The following is a 19,938-nucleotide window of genomic DNA, read 5'->3' as shown; positions in this document are numbered from 1 at the left end:
CCGGTCGTGCTGGTGATGAGCGTGCTGACGACGCTGTTGTTCTACTGGCGCATCCTGCCGCCGATCGTGCACGGCATGGCGTGGCTGCTCGAGCGCACGCTCGGCGTCGGCGGCGCCGTCGGGCTCTCGACCGCCGCCAACGTGTTCCTCGGCATGGTCGAGGCGCCGCTGTTCATCCGGCCGTATCTGGCACAGCTCACGCGCAGCGAATTGTTCCTGGTGATGACCGGCGGCATGGCCGGCATCGCCGGCACCGTGCTGGTGCTGTACGCCACCCTGCTCGCGCCCATCTTGCCGGATGCCGCGGCGCATTTCGTCATCGCCTCGGTGCTCGGCGCGCCGGCGGCGATCCTGGTCAGCCTGATCATGGTGCCGGAGACCGAGAAGCGGAAAAGCGGCGGCAAGCTCGACGATCCGGAGCGGATCGCGGTGTCGAGCATGGACGCCGTCGTCAAGGGCACCTCCGCCGGGCTCGAACTGCTGCTCAACATCATCGCCATGCTGATCGTGCTGGTGGCGCTGGTGTATCTCGCCAACGCATTGCTCGGCGTGCTGCCCAACCTCCATGGCGCGCCGATCACGCTACAGCGCATGCTCGGCTATGTGATGGCGCCGGTGTGCTGGCTGCTCGGCCTCCCTTGGGATCAGGCGGTGACCGCTGGCTCGCTGATGGGCATCAAGACGGTGCTCAACGAGCTGATCGCCTATGTCGAACTATCGAAGCTTCCGGCCGACGCGCTCGATCCGCGCTCCAGGCTGATCATGCTCTACGCAATGTGCGGCTTCGCCAATTTCGGCAGCCTCGGCATCATGATCGGCGGCCTCGCCACCATGGCCCCGCAGCGCCGCGAAGAAATCGCTTCGCTCGGGCTGAAGTCGATCGTCTCCGGCACGCTGACGACGTGTTTGATGGGTGCGATCGTCGGGGTGATGAGTTAGCAGCGCTGCCGTAGACTACCCACGCCTCCCCGAGTACAGCGCGCTCCTTCTCCCCGCGGGCGGGGAGAAGGGTGGGATGAGGGGGCGTCTCCGCGAGGCCGAGAGGCCCGGTGTTATCAGCAGCGGTACAACGACCAGAACATCGCTCGGCCGCGTTGAGGCGCCCCCTCACCCGCCCCGGCTTCGCTGCGCTTCGCCGGATCGACCTCTCCCCGCGCGCGGGGAGAGGTTAGCAGCGCGATCCCCTCAGCTCGACAGCCGCAACAGCTCGCTCCGCTCCGCCGGCATCCGCTGCCCGGCTTCCTCGCAAATCCGCCGCATCATGATGGCGGCGCGGCCGGCGCTGTAGTCGATCAGCCAGCGCCCGAACGCGGCCGGCGGCAGCGCCGGTGCGTAGAGAAAACCCTGGACGACATCGCAGCCGAGTTCGGCGAGCCGCGCCCGCTGGCCTTCGGTCTCGACGCCTTCGGCGATCACCGATAGCTGCAGCGTCTGGGCGACGCGGATCACCGCGGTGACCACCGCACGCGCGCTGCTGTCGGTCTCCAATTGCTTCATGAAGCCGCGGTCGATCTTCAACTCCTGGATCGGCAGCTGCACGAGCCGGCTCAGGCTCGAATAGCCGGTGCCGAAATCATCGAGCGACAGGCCGACACCGAGCTTGCGCAGCGCCTGCATGGTATCGAGCGCCACCGCGCCCTCGTTCTCCAGCACGCCCTCCGTCACCTCGATCATCAGCACCTCGGGCGGCAGCCCGAATTCGGCAAGGCAGTCGGCCACGACCGACGCGAGATCCGGATTCTGGAAATTGATCGGCGACAGGTTGATAGAGACGGTGGGAATATCGAGCCCCGCTTTGCGCCACGCCGCCATCTGCCGACAGGCGGCGCGGATCGACCACTGCGCGATCTGCTCGATCAGGCCGCACTCTTCGGCAAGCGGGATGAACTTCGCCGGCGACACCACGCCGAGCGTGACATCGTTCCAGCGCGCCAGCGCTTCGACGCCGAACATCGACCCATCGCCTGACCGGATCTGCGGCTGATAGTACAGCTCCAGCGCCTCGCGCGCGATCGCGTCGCGCAGCGCCGCGGTGTAGATCATGCGTTCTTCAGCGAGACCGTTCATGTCGTCGCTGTAGAACCGGCTCGTCGCGCGTCCGGCCCGTTTCGCCTGGTACATCGCCGTGTCGGCCTGCCGCAGCAGCATATCGATGCTGCCGGCGTTGTCCGGATACAGGCTGATGCCGATGCTGGCCGACATCGACACCTCGCGGCCCGCGAGCTTCAGCGGCGACGTCAATGCCTGCGCGATTTGCCCTACGACGGCGCCGGCGCCGGCTGCGTCGCAGCCCGGCATGGCGATGACGAATTCATCGCCGCCGAGGCGGCCGAGAATATCGCCCGGCTTGATATGCGCGCGCAGCCGCTGACCGAACGCCACGAGAAACTCGTCTCCGGCGGAGTGACCGAGCGTGTCGTTGACGTCCTTGAAATTGTCGATGTCGATGAACGCCAAGGCGACGTGCTGTCCCGCCGGACACGCCATGATGGCGTCGTCGATCAGATCGCGCAGGCAGGCGCGATTGGGCAGCCCGGTCAGCATGTCGTAGTACGCCAGCCGCGCGATCTGGACACGGGCCTCCATACGTTCGATCGCCAGCGCTCCGAGATGCAGACAAGCCTCGACGATGCGTTCGTGCCAGCGACTCGGCGCGCGGCATTTCTTGAAATAGAACGCGAAGGTGCCGATGACACGGCCATCCTTCGCTTTGATCGGCGACGACCAGCAGGCACGCAGGCCCGCCGCCAGTGGCAGCGCCTTGAACGGCGCCCAGCGCGGATCGGTCTCGAGATCGATGGCCAGCACCGGCTCGCCCGTATAGGCCGCGCTGCCGCACGATCCGACATCGGGACCGATGGCCACACCGTCCAGCGCTGCCGAATAAACGTCCGGCAGGCTCGGCCCGCCGAGCGGACGAATGAAACCCAGGGCGTCGATGTGCAGTAGCGACGACACCACGTCGGGCGCAATCCGTTCGACAAAGCGGCACATCCGGTCGGCGATCTCGCCGATGGGGACTTCGTCGGCCAGCGCAGTCAGGATGAGTTGCTGCAGAGAACGTAGCTGGACGGTCTCGGAGACGTCGGTCAGCGACACGACAATGTGCATGATCTCGCCGCGGGGGTTGCGCAGCTTCCGAACTTCCGCGGACACCCAGATCTCATCGCCGTTGTTGTCGTAGAGAAGTATCTGCGCCTCGCGATAGCAGTCTGTGCTGGTCTCGAGCGAGAGCTTCTGCAACGCCGCGGGATCGGTGTGCGGCCCCGCAAGCAATTCAACGGCGCGATGCCCCCTCGCCTCTTTGGCCGCATGACCGAACATTCTGCTGAAGCTGGCATTGGTGTAGACGATGCTCTCGTCGCCATCGAGCAGGAGCACAGCACGGCTCGAGACATCCGCGATCGACGTCAGCAGCGCCATGCGCTCACGCCGCTCGATCTCCGCGGTGACGTCGTGGATAGTCGCGATCGTGCAGCCTTTGCAGCCCGACTCGATCCGCGCCAGCGACAAGGTCCCGCGGGTCGAGATGCCGTCGCGGTGTCCGATGTCGATTGCACCGCGGACCGTCTCGCGCCCTTGCGACAGCAAAACAACCTCGTCCGACCGCAGATCGCCGAGCCCGAGCGCCGCGGCATCGGTTCCGAGCAAGTGGCTGTTTTCATGCCCCCAGATCGCCGCAGCCGCTTCGTTGAAATACAGCACGTGCTGATGATCATCGAGGACTACGATGGCGTCCTTGCCCGCGATCGAAGTAAGGCGGTCGGACGAATTGTCCGCGGCACTGTCGTCGTCTCTTTGCATCGTCGAACCCGGCGACTGTGGTTTATACGGGGCCGCGATCCAGCGGCAGATTTGGTTCGACTAGTTATTAGATCAAAGGATGATCAAAGCGTTGTTGTGCTTCCGGCAACCCGTCGGAGGCGGGTCATGGTTAGAAGTCCGTTGCTCGATCGACTCGAAGCCGATCAAAATTTACGCGCTCTGCGCTTAGCCAAACTTGGCGGCCTCGGCCATCGAGAGGCCCTGCCATAGCGCGACTGCCGAGAGGAGACCTTCTCGCACCGCTTCTATCGCGCATAATGTCAGCGTGCCGGGGACGATGGGATTTGCCGCCAGGGTGATGACCTAATCAGCCCGCCAACAGGTCAATGGCGCCATTCAAACTGACGAGCGCGGTGGCGGCAGCCAACAAGGTTACGAAATAGCAAATCACCAATTGCCGATCGTTATAAAGCACAGCAGCGCCGGGACCGATCATGTCGAGCATTTCCTTGATGACCCGCTGGCGTTCGGCTGGATCGCGAGTACGCGGAGGCGGCAGTCTACCGTGGTAGCCCTGATCGCTTACGACGAGCATGCTTGGCTTCTGCAGCACGCTCGGCATCACGCGAGGCCAAAGCAGCGCCCCGAAGATGGTCCCGAGGATAACTCGCATCTTCAGGCAGATTGCGGCTGGGGTCCGGTGCAGCGCCCGAAATTCCACTCGCGATAAGTCCGAAAACTGTCGATAGGTAAGTGCCCTGTAAAGAACGCCTGCTATGGCGAGGTAAAGCACCAGCCCGTCTTTCGCTATCGCTGGCGGTTGAATCGAAAAGGTCGAAAACAGAAAATCGATCGGCGGATGGAAGGTTTTCCGATATTGAGCAAAGAACCATGCAAGGGTCACGGCGATCGGCGCATTCAAAGTCCTCAACAACAGATGGCTCAGCGCGACCACCGCGATGATGGTGCCAAGGACGGCCGCCCAGTTTGAGTAAGCGGACCTGAAGAGAGACAGCCACTTCACTGGGACAATCACTTTTTCAAATGAATAACTAGCTCAGCGCGCATCGCGCGCCGAGCTGGCAAGAAGTCTGCTAATTGATACTCAGCAGATAAGCGCTGTCGAAACTGGACGCTCCGATCAGCCGGTTGTGGGAAACCCTCACTTCGTGAAGCTTACCTTCGATATCCCGCTTCCAGAATTTCAGGAATCCCTTGAGCGTGGGAAAGTCGGGGGCCAGATCGTATTCCTGCCAGAGATAGGTCTGCAGAATATTCGGATGGTCGGGAAGCCAGTATAGAATCTCGGCCGTCGTCAGACCGTAGCCGAGCACCTGCTTGCGGAAGTCTTCAGAGACTGCACCATTCCCGACCATGCCAACCTCCTGATGGTCGGACGCATTCGAAACGTGGGTGTGCGGCCTTCGCCCGAATACGTCCGATGTCTGCCCTTTCCCCGCCTCGCGGCGGCTCACGTCACGGTTCCAGTGTGACGTCTCCGTGTAACCCATCTCAAGCCTAAAAGTTTAACGTCGTGTTGAAAACACTAGCATTAGCAGCGACTTAGGAAGACTGCTAACAGGCCCCAGCAGCCCCGGCCGGTGCGTTCGAAGTTCCGGTTACCAAAGTTGGCAGTTGTTCCGGCCGAGTGCCAAAAAATTGCCGAACGGGTCTTGTCTCCCTTCCGGCGCTCGATTATCTCGACTGTGTCGCGCTGGCACTCAAATCCCGCGACTGCCAATTTGCTAAACTTCTGAAATCAATTCAGAAACTTAGGAGGACTTGCATGAACTTCCGTCCGCTTCACGACCGCGTCGTGGTCAAGCGCATCGACGCCGAAGAGAAGACCGCTGGCGGTATCATCATTCCTGACACGGCCAAGGAAAAGCCCTCGCAGGGCGAGATCGTCGCCGTCGGCCCGGGTGGCCGCGACGAGGCCGGCAAGCTCATCCCGATCGACCTCAAGGTCGGCGACCGGGTGCTGTTCGGCAAGTGGTCGGGCACCGAGGTCAAGATCGACGGCAAAGAGCTGCTGATCATGAAGGAAAGCGACATCATGGGTGTCATCACCGGCACCGAGGCCAAGAAGAAGGCCGCCTAAGTCGCGCTCGCACCTCACCCTGAGGAGCCGGCGCAGCCGGCGTCTCGAAGGGTGAGCTCCGCAACGTCAACCAGCTCATCCTTCGAGACGCCGCTCCGCCCTCCGCTCGGACCGGCTCCTCAGGATGAGGGCCAACTCCAACCTTTCAGGGAAACCTCTTATGTCCGCTAAAGAAGTCAAATTCGGCGTCGACGCCCGCGACCGCATGCTGCGCGGCGTGGACATTCTCGCCAATGCCGTGAAGGTCACGCTGGGTCCGAAGGGCCGCAACGTCGTCCTCGACAAGTCGTTCGGCGCTCCGCGCATCACCAAGGACGGCGTCACCGTCGCCAAGGACATCGAGCTCGACGACAAGTTCGAGAACATGGGCGCCCAGATGGTGCGCGAAGTCGCCTCGAAGTCGGCCGACGCCGCCGGTGACGGCACCACCACCGCGACCGTGCTGGCCCAGGCGATCGTTCGCGAAGGCGCCAAGGCCGTCGCCGCCGGCATGAACCCGATGGATCTGAAGCGCGGTATCGACCTGGCGGTGGAAGCCGTCGTCGCCGACCTCGTCAAGAACTCCAAGAAGGTCACCTCGAACGACGAGATCGCCCAGGTCGGCACCATCTCGGCCAACGGCGACTCGGAGATCGGCAAGTTCCTCGCCGACGCGATGAAGAAGGTCGGCAACGAGGGTGTCATCACCGTCGAGGAAGCCAAGTCGCTCGAGACCGAACTCGACGTCGTCGAGGGCATGCAGTTCGACCGCGGCTACATCTCGCCCTACTTCGTCACCAACGCCGACAAGATGCGCGTCGAATTCGACGACGCCTACATCCTGATCAACGAGAAGAAGCTCTCCAACCTCAACGAGCTGCTGCCGCTGCTCGAGGCCGTGGTGCAGACCGGCAAGCCGCTGGTGATCGTTGCGGAAGACGTCGAAGGCGAAGCCCTCGCCACGCTCGTCGTCAACCGTCTGCGTGGCGGCCTCAAGGTCGCGGCCGTCAAGGCGCCGGGCTTCGGTGACCGCCGCAAGGCCATGCTGCAGGACATCGCGATCCTGACCGGCGGCCAGGCGATCTCGGAAGACCTCGGCATCAAGATGGAGAACGTCACCCTGCAGATGCTGGGTCGCGCCAAGAAAGTGATGATCGACAAGGAAAACACCACGATCGTCAACGGCGCCGGCAAGAAGGCCGACATCGAGGCCCGCGTCGCCCAGATCAAGGCGCAGATCGAGGAGACCACCTCGGACTACGACCGCGAGAAGCTGCAGGAGCGTCTGGCCAAGCTCGCCGGCGGCGTCGCGGTGATCCGCGTCGGCGGCGCGACCGAGGTCGAGGTCAAGGAGCGCAAGGATCGCGTTGATGACGCGATGCACGCCACCCGCGCCGCGGTCGAAGAAGGCATCGTCCCGGGCGGCGGCGTCGCTTTGCTGCGCGCCTCCGAGCAGCTGCGCTCGCTGCGCACCAAGAACGACGACCAGAAGACCGGCGTCGAGATCGTGCGCCGCGCCCTCTCCGCCCCGGCCCGCCAGATCGCCATCAACGCCGGCGAAGACGGCTCGGTGATCGTCGGCAAGGTGCTCGAGAAGGAGCAGTACGCCTACGGCTTCGACTCGCAGTCGGGCGAATACGGCGACCTGGTCAAGAAGGGCATCATCGACCCGACCAAGGTGGTCCGCACCGCCATCCAGAACGCCGCGTCAGTTGCGGCACTCCTGATCACCACCGAAGCGATGATCGCCGAACTGCCGAAGAAGGGTGGCGCCGCCGCCGGCGGCATGCCCCCGGGCGGCGGCATGGGCGGCATGGACTTCTAAGTCCAGCTATCCTCGCAAAGACAACGAAGCCCGGGAGCAATCCCGGGCTTTTTGTTGTAGCCAGAAGTAACCCCTCACGTTCGTCATTCCGGGGCGCGCGCAGCGCGAACCCGGAATCCATACTCCCCGTGCTAACTACGAGTCTCCGGAAGCCAACTAACCGCGCCCAAAACCTCGTTACGAGCAGCGCCCCGCTTCAGCGCATCGTGTAGTTAGCGCTGCCCGACGCTCCGGCTGTCCACCGTCGCCCGCAACACCTCCGCCAGCTCCTGCGCCGCATCCGACGGATGATCGTGCCTGAGCAGACGTAGTTCGAGCGCCGGCAAGACCGGCAGGCCCTTCTCCACCACAGCGATCCCCTGCGGCACCCGATATGCCGTCCGCACCGTCACACCGAGGCCGAAGCGGAGCGCAGCCCACACGCCCGGCAGGCTCGGCGTCGTCAGCGACAATCGCCACGGCACGCCGGCGTCGTCGAGCGCGCGTAGCGCCGTCTGGCGAAACAGGCAGGGATGATCGAACAGCACCAGCGGTAGCGCCTCAGCGCGATCGTGCATCCGCGCGGCGTCCGCGCTCCGCGCCAGCCACAGCATCGGCATCGTCGCCAGCAATTCGCCGCTGCCCCGCCGGTCCGCCGCCGCGAAGGCGAGCGCGAGGTCGAGCTGGCCGGCTTTCACCTCGTCATCCAGCGCGTAGTTGCGGCCGGCGCGGACCTCGACATGCACGCCCGGCCGACGCTGCGCGAACGCCGCGAGCGCGCTCGGCATGATGTCCTCGAAAAAATCTTGCGGCAGACCGAGCCGGATCGTCGGCGGCGCCACCGCGCCGCCGAGCGCCAGGGTCGCCTCGTCGTGCGTCGCGACGATCCGCTTTGCATAGGAGAGCAGCGTGTCGCCGGCTTCGGTCGGCACCAGTCCGCGGCCGCGGCGCACGAACAGCGCATGTCCGGCCTGCTCTTCGAGCCGCTTCAGCTGCATGCTCACCGCCGATTGCGACCGGCCGAGCTCGACCGCGGCGCGGGCGAAGCTGCCGAGGTCGACCCCGACGATCATGGTGCGCAGCGCTTCGATGTCGAATTGCGGCTTCATCTATTCGGCCTCCTGAACTCGCAGTTCAAACATATCAAATTTTCACATGTGTCTGCGGTGTCTACACCGGCTGCAAAGCAGGAGAGACCCGCATGACCGCGCCCGCTCCGATCGGCTTCATCGGCATTGGCACGATGGGGCTGCCGATGGCCCTCAACCTCGTCCGCGCCGGAACGCCGTTGGTCGCTTGGAACCGGTCGGCGGAGCGTTGCCGGCCGCTTGCCGATGCCGGCGCCACCATCGCGCTGGGCGCGGCCGACGTGTTTGCCGCGTGCGAGACCATCATCCTGATGCTCGCCGACGAACCATCGACAGACAGCGTGCTCGGGCGTGGCTCGCCCGACTTTGCTCGTCGTGTCGGCGGCCGCCGGGTCGTGGCGATGGGCACGATGCGGCCCGCCTACTCCCGCGCCCTGGCCGACGACATCGAGCAGCACAGCGGCCGCTACGTCGAGGCGCCGGTCTCAGGCTCGCGCAAACCGGCTGAGGCCGGCACGCTGGTCGGCATGCTGGCGGGACGCGACGACGATGTCGCGGCCATGCGCCCGCTCCTCGCTCCGCTGTGCCGCGAGATCGTCGATTGCGGCCCGGTCCCCAATGCGCTGCGCATGAAGCTCGCCGTCAACGTGTTCCTGATCACCATGGTGACGGGCCTCGCCGAGGCCGTCCACTTCGCCCAGCACCACGGCCTCGACCTGACGCGCTTCGCCGCCATCCTCGACGCCGGCCCGATGGCGAGCGAAGTATCAAGGATCAAGCTCGCCAAATGGGTGCAGCAGGATTTCGCCCGCCAGGCGGCGATCTCCGACGTCCTCAAGAACAGCCGCCTGGTCGTCGAGGCCGCGCGCGAAGCCGGCGTCGCCTCGCCGCAGATGGACAACTGCGCGGCGCTCTACGCCGAGACCGAAGCCTTGGGCCTCGGCGACGACGACATGATCGCCGTCATCCGCGCGCTGGAGCAGCGCACCCAAGCAGCGCGTAGCATGGGTTGAGCGGAGCGAAACCCATGCGGCGACTCGTGACGATGATGCGAGTCGCGTCGCTCAACCCATCCTACAATCATCCCTTCACCTTCACCGGCTGAAAACTGATCTTCAGACGGTGCCCCGTCGCCTTCGCAAAACGCAGCAGTGTTCGGGTCGAGGGTTGGCCGCGGCCACTTTCCAGCCGAGCCCACGTGCTCTGTGTCGTGTTCATGCGGCGCGCGAGTTCNGCCTGGCTGAGGCCGGCGCGGCGGCGCGCTTTGGCGATCGCGGCCATGACCGAGAACTCGTCTTCGAGCGCGTCGTACGCCGCCCGATACGCCGGGTCCTTGCTCCAGGCTTTGTGCAGATCCTTGACCTTCGTCATCTCGTCTCCCACACTCGCTATCTGATCGTCTTGGCGCGCTCCCTGGCGATGGCCAGCTCACGCGGCGGCGTTTTCTGCGTCTTCTTGACGAACGCCCGTACGATGACCAGGCGCCTGCCCTCGGCCGTCACGTAGATCGCGCGGGAAATGCCGTCTCGCCCGGTCATGCGCAGCTCCCACAGCTTGCCCTCGAGATGCTTGACGCTGTCGCGCGGCAAAGCCTCCAATCCGACCTGCTCAATCACTTCGGCCAAACGTACGAAGCGCGCCCGCATGTCGGCCGGCAGCGCTCCAATCTCGGCGTCCACAGTGGGATTGAGTGTCTCGACCACCCACCGCATGGATGGAGATTATCGCAAAAAAGCGATACAGTCGAGAACGGACGCATCGTCGCCAGCGTCTCCCTGGTTGCGCTTCGTTTCGTCCTTGTTACAGGTCATACCGCAGACGTTTTCCCCGGCGACCGGACTCGACCCATGCCCCAGCTCCCGCCCCATCTCGCGACGCTCGAAGACGAACTCGTCGATATCGGCGTCGAGGCCATGCAGCTCGAAGAGCTCGACGGCTTCATCGCCGCGTTGCTGGTGTGTCCGGAGATGATCACGCCCGGCGACTGGCTGCCGGCGGTGTGGGGCGGCGACGCGGACGAGCCGGCGCCGTTCGACGACCTCGATCACGCCAACCGCGTGTTCGCGCTGATCATGCAGCACTACAACGAAGTCGCCACGACGCTCGCCGACCATCCCGAGCGCTACCGCCCGCTGATGCCCGGCATCGGCACCGGAGACGTTGTCTGGGAGATGTGGATCGACGGCTTCGGCGCGGCCGTGGACATGTGGCCGGAGCACTGGGAGCGCCTGCAGGATGCCGACGAGGCCACGCGCGCGGCGTTCAACGGCCTGACGCAGCTGGTCGATATCTCCTCCATGATGGTGGACGTCTCCGACGCCGAGCGCGAAGCCCTGACCAAGACGGCCGACGTCAAGATCACCGGCTGGCTCCTCGCGCTGAACAAAGCACGGACCGCCAACGACCCCTCGCCTCGCACCATCGAATGGGGGCCTCCTGCTCCGCCGGCCCTGCCCGCCAAGAAGCAGCGCAAGATCGGCCGCAACGATCCCTGCCCGTGCGGATCGGGCAAGAAGTACAAGAAGTGCTGCGGCATGGGGTGAGGCTTATTGCTTTTCCGCACGCCGCTCTTAATTTCCGACGCCGGTCCATGTAGTTCGATAGATCAGCCGCGCATCGCAGCGCGCCCCCTCTCCCGCCCGCGGGAGAGGGTTGGGGTGAGGGCAACGCGGGCAGTGAGTTAGTGACTTGCGGCTCAAGTCCACCGCCTAGACTACGCGGCAGACAGGCCCGTTTGCGGCGCCGGAGGTGCGGCGATCGGCTGGTCGGCATCGCCGTCGACGACTGCACAGCCGCCACCGGAGCGCTTGGCCGCATACAGCGCAGCGTCGACCCGCTCCAGCAGTTGCGCCGCCGAACTCGCCGCCGTTCCGTCGCTGACGACGAGGCCGGCACTCGCGCCGATCCGCACCGGCAGATCCGCCACCAGCATCGGCATCGAGAGATCGAGCACGACTCTTCGCGCCAGTTGCAGCGCCTCGTCGTGGCCGATTGTCCCCTCGGTCACGGGTTTCAGGACCATGAACTCGTCGCCGCCGAAACGCGCAGCGATGCCGTTGGCGCCAGCGCACGCCTTCAGGCGGAGCGCGACCTGGCGCAGCAGATCGTCGCCGGCAGTATGACCGTGGCGGTCGTTGATCGGCTTGAAGCCGTCGAGATCGACGGCGATCAGCGTGAAGCGGCCGCTCATGCTCGACAGCGCGTCGAGGAACCCGGCACGGTTCGGCAGGTCGGTGAGAAAGTCGTGCGTCGCCTGACGGGACAGCCGGTGCTTGGCCTCGAGCCGTTCGATGAAAGCGGCACTGAGATGCTTGGCGGCCTCGCGCAAAGTGAGCCAGAACAGCACCAACATCGCAGCGCCGATCTTGTAGACGATTTCCGGCCGCATGAGCGCCGCGCTGGCGATCGGGATTAGCAGCATGGCCGAGGCAGTCAGGATGATCCACGGCCGGATTGCGGCGCGTGACACCATGCCGACGCAATACGACATCGCCAGGCCGAACGCGATCCATGCGCCCGGCGCGTCGCCGAGCCCCAACGCCCGGAACGACAGCGCACCGAGCGCCAGGCTGAAGGTGGAGGCGCCGACGCAGTACAGGATCTCCCACGAGATCACGTCCGCGTCGGTGAGATGCGGCGCCCGCGTCTTGTAGCGCAGCAGCGAGATCACACGCGCCGTGCCGATCACCAGGATCAGGACGGTGATCACCGCATAGCCGACGTCGCCGCTGATCAGCGTCAGCGCCAGCGCGCCGGTCACCGACGTCACGCCGATCGCGACCACCTGAGGCAGCGACGTGTACAGCAACTCGACCAATTCACGGCGAATCCGCGGATCGGGATGCAAAATTCTGACGGGCGACGGGAGCTGCATACCGCGCACCATTCGTCGCGATTTCCTAATAACCAATAGCAACCGTTTGCAGCGCGGTATGATCGTCGCGCCAGCGTTAACGAAACCTCAATGAACGGAGCATGACGGCGGAGCGGAGTCTTGGAGCCGCGGTTCCGGCCTCAAGCGCTTCGTTATTCACACACACCCTATCTTTCGTCATTCCGGGGCGCGCGCAGCGCGAGCCCGGAATCCATATGTGGACGGCCCCCGAGCCACAAGGGATTCTGAGGACTGATCGGATCGCTTGCATCCATATGTGCGGCCTGTCGGTGCGGTCGCGATGGACCGCTGGCCAAGATGGCTTCCGCGACGCGAGCTCCAATCACCCTACCGGCCTTTGTGTGCCGATGGATTCCACGGATTGTCTCGCCTCTCGGTTCGATCGATCGTTCCATCTGTCTCCCGTTGCAGCTCCGGCTCGAGCGTCGGACTAATTGCCCGACGTTCGATCTCTCAGGCGGCGCGCGGCGATGCGACCTGCATCCGCGCCCCGTCGTAAGTCTGTTGCGTGATCATCATCTTCCAGGCGATCCTGGCGATCTTGTTGGCGAGCGCCACCGCCGCCAGCTTGATCGGCTTGCGCGCCAGCAGCGCGACCAGCCACACCGAGGCGCGGCCGCGCCCATGCCGCGCCTGCTGGATCACCGCCATGGCGCCGGAGATCAGCACGCTGCGCAGCATCTCGTCGCCCGCGCGGGTGATCCGTCCGAGCCGGAGCTTGCCGCCGGTGGAGTGATCCTTCGGCGTCAGGCCGAGCCAGGCCGCGAAGTCGCGTCCCGATCTGAACGCCTGCGGCGCCGGCGTCTTCAGCACCAGAGCGCTGGCACCAACCGGTCCAACGCCTGGGATTTGCGCCAGCCGCCGGCTCGCGGTGTCGGCGCGATGCCAGGCCAGCAGCTTGGCTTCGATCGTCGTCAACTCATCCTGCAGCCGCGCGTAGTCTTGCCCCTGCGCGGCGAACAGCTCGCGCGCCAGCTCGGGCACCGTCTCGTCCTGCGCGATCCGCGCCAGCAACGGTTCGATCTTGTGAAGCCCGCACGGCGCGATCAGCCCGAACTCCGCCGCGTAGCCGCGGATCGCGTTGCTCAGCTGGGTGCGCCGCGCGATCAACTGTTGGCGCACGCCGAGCAGCATCAATCCGGCCTGCTGTTCGGCGGTCTTCACCGGCACAAACTCCATCCGCGGCCGGCTCATCGCCTCGCACAGGCCCTCAGCATCGCGCCCATCGTTCTTGTTACGGCCGACGTAGGGTTTGACGTGTTGCGGCGCGAGTAGCTTCACCGTATGGCCGAGCCCGCTGAGGGTCCGCGCCAGATGATGCGATGCCCCGCAGGCCTCGATCCCGATCGCTGTTGGCGGCAAACCTGCGAAAAACGCCAGCATCTGACTGCGCCGCAGCTTCTTGCGCAGTACCACGCGCTCGTCGGCGCCGACCCCGTGTAGCTGAAAGAAATGCTTCGACGTATCCATCCCAATGCGGATAATCTCGTTCACGGACGGCTCCCTCGTTTGAAGTTTGCAACAACCTCAATCTGGCACAATGCGATGCCGTCGGGGGCCGTCCACCCCATCACCCCTGCGCTAACTGCAGATCCCCGGAAACAGATCCACCCACTCCGGATTCTGCTCCTAATGCCGATCTGGCGGTAAGCACTTCAGGACCGCGACGCACGTCCCACTTCGCAGCCCTACTCCCCCGCGTGCTTCAAAATCGCCTTCAGCAGCCCCGGAAACCGCGCGTTCAGATCCGCCTCGCGCACGACGTTGCGGTGCTCGACGCCCTTCTTGGTCGTCTGGATCAGCCCCGACTCGCGCAGCACGCGGAAGTGGTTCGACAGCGTCGATTTCGGGATGTCGGGGCACGGCGCGGCGGCCGAGCAGGACATGCAGGCCGGCTCCGACAGCAGCGCCTTGACGATACCGAGGCGCACCGGATCGGCCAGCGCGGCGAGCACGCCTTCGAGCGTGATGTCCTGTCTGGCCGGGTGAAGGAACTGCACCATGAAAAACATATAGGCCGCCCCTTGATCTCGTTCAATAGTCCCATATTTCCGAACTACCGTTTTACGGAACTATGGACCCATTTGCACCCCGAGGGACGAAGATCATGACCAAGACTCTGCAAGGCAAGGTGGCGCTGGTGACCGGCGCATCGAAGGGCATCGGCGCCGCGATCGCGCTGAAGCTGGCGGCCGAGGGCGCCGCCGTCGCGGTGAACTACGCCTCCAGCAAGGACGGCGCCGACAAGGTGGTGAAGCAGATCGAAGCCGCCGGCGGCAAGGCGGTGGCGGTGCACGGCGACCTGTCCCAGCCGGCTAACGCCGAGAAGCTCGTCGCCGAAACGGTGAAGGCGCTCGGCAAGATCGACGTGCTGGTCAACAATGCCGGCGTCTATGAGATGCTGCCACTCGACGCGATCACGCCGGAGCACTTCCATCGCCAGTTCAACATCAACGTGCTGGGCCTCCTGCTCGTCACGCAGGCGGCGGCGCGCCAGTTCAACGACGGCGGCAGCATCGTCAACATCTCGTCCGGCGCCTCGACGCTGGCGATGCCGGGCTCGTCGGTCTACGGCGCCACCAAGGCCTCGGTCGACCTCATCACCGCCATTCACGCCAAGGAGCTGGCGCCGCGTAAGATCCGCGTCAATTCCGTCAATCCCGGCATGGTGGTGACCGAAGGCGTCAAGGCGGCCGGCTACGACAGCAGCGAGATGCGCGGACAGATCGAGGCCATCACCCCGCTCGGCCGCGTCGGCGAAGCCGACGAGATCGCCGCGGTCGTCGCGTTCCTGGCCTCGGGCGGCGCGTCCTACGTCACCGGCGAGACGCTGCACGTGACGGGCGGGTTGAAGTAACAGCAGCAGCGTGCGGCGAAGGCGCCCTCGCCCCGCCGCCGCGCACCGTCATTCCGGGATGCGCGCCAAAGGCGCGCAGCCCCGGAATCCCGAAATGATAGCAACGCAGAGATTCCGGGTTCGCTCACTACGTGAGCGCCCCGGAATGACTCCACAAACACCCTCTCCGCTCGTCATTCCGGGGCGCGCGCAGCGCGAGCCCGGAATCCATAACCACCGCGGTTGCGACTGAGCAGAGTATCGCCCCGCCGTGCTCAACACTCCCACGGGGCTTATGGATTCCGGGCTCGCGCAGCTTCGCTGCGCGCCCCGGAATGACGAACGATAGGATGGAGCGCGTCGAGAACAGCAGTCCGTCGCACGCCTTCTCAAAAGCGGCCGACCACCTCTTGACAATATTCCTATTAGGATTATCCTCCGCATATCCCGCCCCGATGAGAGGGGCGTTTCGCGATCGTCACGGATCGCGGGGCGGGAGGCGGTGGACGCGGCAGCGTCAGGCGCGGAGTAAGCGACAGGGCGTTCCTTGCGAGGGACGTGAGCCGCGAGCGAAGCGCTGACGACCACGCTGTTTCGTCCGGCGAAGTCGTGTGGTCCTGGCTCCTCAAAAGAGCCAAGGCGCCGTGGAGGGCTGTGGCCGACCGGCTGCGGAAACCTTAACGGAGGCCGACGGTGACGATCAACGAGCCACCGGGGAGAGCACGAAGTAAGCCGGTCACCCACCGCGTGCGGAACGCCGGATGTTGCCGGCGTGACCGTGGTGACTAACTCGTGTGCTTTTTGTTTTGCACACGAGGCCGCGGACGCGTCGAAGCGTCCGGCGTTCCGCACGCCCTCTTCTTGAAGAGGGCGGAACGTATCGCAGAGCCCGAGCGCAATCGCGCCGCGGGATCGCGAGGCCGTGGCTGTTTGACAATCGAAGCAGGCGCGCTGGCCGCCCCTACTCGTCCGCCCACTCGGCGCGGGCGTCCTCGGGGCCGCCGATATTCTGCGGCTGCTGGGCCGCACGCTCGCTGGCCGCCGGCTGCATGCCGCTCTGGCGGCGCGCCGTCCGCATCGGCTGCTGCTTGTTCTCATCGGGGAAGAATACGACGTGGCAGGCCGGGCTCAGCCGCGGGCCGGCCGCACGCAGGCACCCCTCGATGCGCGAGGCATCGGGGATGAACTGAGCACACAGGCGGAAAGCGTCGGGCGTACAGGCCTCGCGCTGGGCCGCCGTGCCCTGGTCCTGCGCCAACGCGGCGCCGGTGCTGAGAACAGAGAACGCAATCAAAGAACTGAAGAGACGTGGGGTCATGGCCGATCCTCCGGTTCAGATCGACCAATCGCGGAGGCCCCGCGCTGGTTCCTTGCGGGCCTCTTCTATCCTTGAGCAAATTTGCAGCAGCTGAAATCGCTTATCTGCGTCTCCCGTTTGGAGACGCGTGGACGATCGCAGACTACCGAGCCGAAAGCGGCTCAGGTCATGCTGCCGACGACGACCAGCTTCTTCACTTCGCCGCGCTTGTACGCCTGCAGGAAGGCGTTGTAGTCGCGGAACGAGACGCAGCCGTTGGAGTCGCCGCGCGGGCCGAGCATGAAGGTGTGAGCCAGCAGGCCGTTGCGGCCGTGGATCGCTTCCTCGCCGCCGACCGGGGTCAGACGGATGGCGGCGACGCCGTGGAACAGCGCCTCGCGCAGCTTGAGATCGTAAATATGCGGCGGGGTGACGCCCTGCATGCGGATGTTGGCCGAGCGCGGATCGTCGAGCCGCGAGCCGAGGCCGGAATGCGCCTCGAGCTTGGTGCCGTCCGGCATGTAAACCGTCTTGGCCGAGATGTCGTAGACGGCGGTGTAGCGATCCTCATCCGACGGCGCGAAGGCGTTGTTGCGGGCTTCGCCGACATCGGCGACGTCGCTGGCATCGGCCGAGGCGTAAGCCAGCGCCGGGCTGTCGGTCTTGCCGAACAGCTTCTCGAAGAAGCCGGCCTTGGCGTGCGAGGCCGAGGCGAGGATCGCCGCCTTGGCGCGGGCGACCAGCGCGGCCTGGCTGTAGGGATTGCGCGAGATCGGCGCGGCCACCGCGGCGACCGACTTCTTCTCCGGCGGCAGCGGCACTGCCACGGCCAGCTTCACCGGCGCCGGCGCCGGTGCGACCGCGACCTTGGCGTCAGCCTTCTGCGGGGGAACGTCCGCGACCTCATCGGCATTATTCTGTGCCGGCCTCTTGAACCGATCGGGCAGGAAACCGAACGAATAGTTGGGATCGAGCAGAGCGTAATAGCGATGTCCGGTTTTGGTCGGCTCGGCAGCCTGGGTGCTGGCGGTGACCGGGACATCGTTCGGGTCAGCGGAGGCGACCTGAACCGATTTCTCCTCCTGGCGCTTCATCGCGGCCTTGAGGACGATCGAAGCCATCAATTGCGGCGCGGCGGCAGCGGCCGCAGCGAGCGGCTGGAAACGTGCGGCGAAGGAATGCGCCTCGGGCGGGGCCTTGGCAGAGTTCGACGGGGCGTAGCTGGCGACGACGATCGGGGAGCCGACCGTCGGATAGACGCTGGCGCCGACGGTGTTGGCGTAGACCAGCCACGCACAGCCGATCACCGGAAGCGCAACACCTGCGCTCGCAAGCCATTTGGAGGCAAGCCGCTTGGAGGATCGCCGCGTGCCGGCGCTCCGAAGCGTGCCTTGCGCACGCACCCCCGTCCCCACGCTCATTCGCTCAGCATCCAGTACTAGTCCCCAGGCCTTTCGGCGTGTGCCCTTCGGCTCTTGGACCCCGAATCCACACACGGATGTGGCAGAACCGAGGAGGCGGCATTAAGGCGCGTTTTAGTAAAAAGCACCCTAACCCGCCGGTCAACGGTAGCAACACCCGGTTGTGGTTAACGGCCAGTTAAAGCGATCGGGCGCGGATTTCGCCTCACATCAAGGCAAATCAATGGCTTAGGCCAGGGATCTGGGGTTGTTTTGCAGTGTTGGGGGCGGAGAAGCGTTCGCCGGTGCCCAGCCACCAGTGATTTCGCCGCTGTGCCCTCGCCCTGCCGGCCTCGGAAAAAAGTTTAAGAGGCCGCCCGCATCCCCCGGCATTGGCTTTGCTTCTTACCCGCACTTCGCCTTGGAGTGCCCCGGAATGTCGGTTTCGTTCGATCGTTATGTCAGCTTCAAACACTCCGACTGGGAGGCCCAGTCGCAACGGGTGATGGACGCCCTCCAACGCCATATCGACGCCGCCGAAAATCCGTTCTGGGCCTATTTCGACAAGAAGCGGACCGAGCTGCGCGAAAAGCAGGGGCTCGACGACCTCCGCGTGCTCCACAATTACTTGCCGACGCTGCGCGAACTGCTTGAAGAGAATGGCGATCTCGAAACCCTGGCGCTGCTGGAAGACCTCGAAGTCAAGCTGATGTGAGGCTCAGCCCTCCCCGCGCCCGCCGGCGCGGAGGAAATCGAAGTCGCAGCCCTCGTCGGCCTGCAGCACCGCATCGTGAAACAGCCGGGCATAACCGCGCGCCGGCGGCGTCGCGCACGGCGCCGGCTCGCTGCGGCGACGCGCCAGCTCGGCGTCGTCCACCAATAGCTCGATCCGCCGCGCGGCGACGTCCAGCCGGATGCGATCGCCGGTGCGGACCAGCGCCAGCGGGCCGCCGTCGGCGCTCTCCGGGGTGATGTGCAGCACGATCGTGCCGAACGCCGTGCCGCTCATCCGCGCGTCCGAGATACGCACCATGTCCTTGACCCCGGCGCGGGCGAGCTTCATCGGGATCGGCAGATACCCCGCCTCCGGCATCCCCGGCGCCCCCTTCGGGCCAGCGTTGCGCAGCACCAGCACGTCGTCGGCAGTGACGTCGAGATCCGGATCGTCGACCCGCCGGGTCATATCCTCGACGGATTCGAACACCACAGCGCGGCCGGTGTGCTGCACCAACTTCGGCGACGCGGCCGAGTGTTTGATCACCGCGCCGCGCGGAGCCAGATTGCCGCGCAGCACCGCGATGGCGCCCTCGCCCCGGATCGGATTGTCGCGCGAGCGGATCACGTCCTGGCCCGGCACCTCCTCGGCGCGCGCGACCACGTCGCGCAGGCTGGCGCCGGTGATGGTCTTGGCATCGAGATCGATCAGGTCGCCGAGCTGCTTCATCAGCTTCGGCACGCCGCCGGCGTGGTGGAAGTGCTCCATGTAGTGATCGCCCGACGGCTTGAGATCGACCAGCACCGGCACCTCGCGGCCCAGCGCATCGAAGGCATCGAGCTCGATCGGCTGCGGCACGCGGCCGGCGATGGCGGTGAGATGGATCAGGCCGTTGGTGGAGCCGCCGATCGCCTGCAGCACCACCTGCGCGTTGCGGAACGCCGCCGGCGTCAACAGTTCGCTCGGGCGCGGCCCCTTGGCCTTGGCCATCGCCGCGGCGACGCGGCCACTCTCCTCGGCGGAGCGGAAGCGCTCGGAGTGCGGCGCCGGAATCGTCG

19 protein-coding genes are annotated in these 19,938 nt (G+C 65.4%); 7 read left to right on the top strand and 12 right to left on the bottom strand.

The genetic code is table 11. The features are described from left to right. Positions 1-939 (top strand): NupC/NupG family nucleoside CNT transporter (locus tag I5M_RS15470; protein WP_022722225.1); only part of this gene is annotated, 939 nt, incomplete at its 5' end. 246 nt (positions 940-1,185) lie between these two features. Here I5M_RS15470 and I5M_RS15465 read toward each other — a convergent pair. The 3 genes from I5M_RS15465 to I5M_RS15455 form a co-directional block, all read right to left on the bottom strand. Continuing rightward, positions 1,186-3,804 carry an EAL domain-containing protein gene (locus I5M_RS15465; RefSeq protein ID WP_022722224.1) on the bottom strand — a complete coding sequence of 873 codons (2,619 nt, stop codon included), beginning with the start codon at positions 3,802-3,804 and terminating at the stop codon, positions 1,186-1,188. Between the two features lie 328 nt (positions 3,805-4,132). Next, positions 4,133-4,789, bottom strand: coding sequence for a hypothetical protein (locus tag I5M_RS15460; RefSeq protein WP_022722223.1), 657 nt, complete (start codon positions 4,787-4,789; stop codon positions 4,133-4,135). A gap of 70 nt (positions 4,790-4,859) precedes the next feature. Next, complete coding sequence (locus tag I5M_RS15455) at positions 4,860-5,141, bottom strand: usg protein (RefSeq protein ID WP_022722222.1); 282 nt, start codon at positions 5,139-5,141, stop codon at positions 4,860-4,862. A 410-nt stretch (positions 5,142-5,551) separates the two neighbouring features. Between I5M_RS15455 and groES the strand changes: the two genes are divergently transcribed. Together groES and groL are read left to right on the top strand one after the other, a co-directional pair. After that, positions 5,552-5,866: a co-chaperone GroES gene (groES, locus tag I5M_RS15450; protein ID WP_022722221.1), complete on the top strand. Its 315-nt coding sequence runs from the start codon at positions 5,552-5,554 to the stop codon at positions 5,864-5,866. Between the two features lie 160 nt (positions 5,867-6,026). Continuing rightward, positions 6,027-7,670 carry a chaperonin GroEL gene (groL, locus tag I5M_RS15445; protein WP_022722220.1) on the top strand — a complete coding sequence of 548 codons (1,644 nt, stop codon included), beginning with the start codon at positions 6,027-6,029 and terminating at the stop codon, positions 7,668-7,670. 212 nt (positions 7,671-7,882) lie between these two features. On the opposite strand, the gene I5M_RS15440 is transcribed toward groL, so the two are convergent. Further along, a complete protein-coding gene (locus I5M_RS15440) occupies positions 7,883-8,758 on the bottom strand; it encodes a LysR substrate-binding domain-containing protein (protein WP_022722219.1) in 876 nt (291 codons plus the stop codon). 92 nt (positions 8,759-8,850) lie between these two features. On the opposite strand from I5M_RS15440, the gene I5M_RS15435 reads away from it, so the two are divergent. Next, entirely contained in the window at positions 8,851-9,750 is a 900-nt protein-coding gene (locus I5M_RS15435; RefSeq protein WP_022722218.1) for an NAD(P)-dependent oxidoreductase, read from the top strand. A gap of 67 nt (positions 9,751-9,817) precedes the next feature. Here the strand turns inward: I5M_RS15435 and I5M_RS15430 are convergent, their stop codons facing one another. Further along, positions 9,818-10,108, bottom strand: a complete 291-nt coding sequence (locus I5M_RS15430; RefSeq protein ID WP_022722217.1) for a helix-turn-helix transcriptional regulator — start codon at positions 10,106-10,108, stop codon at positions 9,818-9,820. A 17-nt stretch (positions 10,109-10,125) separates the two neighbouring features. Continuing rightward, positions 10,126-10,449, bottom strand: a complete 324-nt coding sequence (locus I5M_RS15425) for a type II toxin-antitoxin system RelE/ParE family toxin (protein WP_022722216.1) — start codon at positions 10,447-10,449, stop codon at positions 10,126-10,128. A gap of 135 nt (positions 10,450-10,584) precedes the next feature. On the opposite strand from I5M_RS15425, the gene I5M_RS15420 reads away from it, so the two are divergent. Continuing rightward, the gene (locus I5M_RS15420) at positions 10,585-11,280 is read left to right on the top strand and encodes a UPF0149 family protein (RefSeq protein WP_022722215.1); all 696 of its coding nucleotides are present in this window, start codon (positions 10,585-10,587) and stop codon (positions 11,278-11,280) included. 170 nt (positions 11,281-11,450) lie between these two features. Here the strand turns inward: I5M_RS15420 and I5M_RS15415 are convergent, their stop codons facing one another. The 3 genes from I5M_RS15415 to I5M_RS15405 form a co-directional block, all read right to left on the bottom strand. After that, positions 11,451-12,623 (bottom strand): GGDEF domain-containing protein, encoded by a 1,173-nt coding sequence (locus tag I5M_RS15415; protein WP_022722214.1) that lies wholly within the window; start codon positions 12,621-12,623, stop codon positions 11,451-11,453. A gap of 462 nt (positions 12,624-13,085) precedes the next feature. After that, positions 13,086-14,126, bottom strand: a complete 1,041-nt coding sequence (locus I5M_RS15410) for an IS110 family transposase (protein ID WP_022722213.1) — start codon at positions 14,124-14,126, stop codon at positions 13,086-13,088. Positions 14,127-14,320: 194 nt separating this feature from the next. After that, on the bottom strand, positions 14,321-14,635 hold the full coding sequence (locus I5M_RS15405) for a helix-turn-helix transcriptional regulator (protein WP_031336535.1): 315 nt from the start codon (positions 14,633-14,635) through the stop codon (positions 14,321-14,323). A gap of 104 nt (positions 14,636-14,739) precedes the next feature. Between I5M_RS15405 and I5M_RS15400 the strand changes: the two genes are divergently transcribed. After that, the gene (locus I5M_RS15400; RefSeq protein ID WP_022722211.1) at positions 14,740-15,489 is read left to right on the top strand and encodes an SDR family NAD(P)-dependent oxidoreductase; all 750 of its coding nucleotides are present in this window, start codon (positions 14,740-14,742) and stop codon (positions 15,487-15,489) included. Positions 15,490-16,429: 940 nt separating this feature from the next. On the opposite strand, the gene I5M_RS15395 is transcribed toward I5M_RS15400, so the two are convergent. Together I5M_RS15395 and I5M_RS15390 are read right to left on the bottom strand one after the other, a co-directional pair. Then, positions 16,430-16,786 carry a hypothetical protein gene (locus I5M_RS15395; RefSeq protein ID WP_022722210.1) on the bottom strand — a complete coding sequence of 119 codons (357 nt, stop codon included), beginning with the start codon at positions 16,784-16,786 and terminating at the stop codon, positions 16,430-16,432. 161 nt (positions 16,787-16,947) lie between these two features. Next, positions 16,948-18,186: a DUF2778 domain-containing protein gene (locus I5M_RS15390; RefSeq protein ID WP_031336531.1), complete on the bottom strand. Its 1,239-nt coding sequence runs from the start codon at positions 18,184-18,186 to the stop codon at positions 16,948-16,950. Positions 18,187-18,601: 415 nt separating this feature from the next. Here I5M_RS15390 and cowN point away from each other — a divergent pair, with 415 nt between their 5' ends. Next, the gene (gene cowN, locus I5M_RS15385; protein ID WP_022722208.1) at positions 18,602-18,880 is read left to right on the top strand and encodes a N(2)-fixation sustaining protein CowN; all 279 of its coding nucleotides are present in this window, start codon (positions 18,602-18,604) and stop codon (positions 18,878-18,880) included. Between the two features lie 3 nt (positions 18,881-18,883). Here cowN and I5M_RS15380 read toward each other — a convergent pair. Further along, on the bottom strand, positions 18,884-19,938 hold a 1,055-nt coding region (locus I5M_RS15380; protein ID WP_022722207.1), incomplete at its 5' end, for a dihydroxy-acid dehydratase.

This window comes from Rhodopseudomonas sp. B29 (assembly GCF_000333455.1).
Classification (GTDB): domain Bacteria; phylum Pseudomonadota; class Alphaproteobacteria; order Rhizobiales; family Xanthobacteraceae; genus Rhodopseudomonas.
This window is presented reverse-complemented; position numbering and strand designations above follow the sequence as displayed.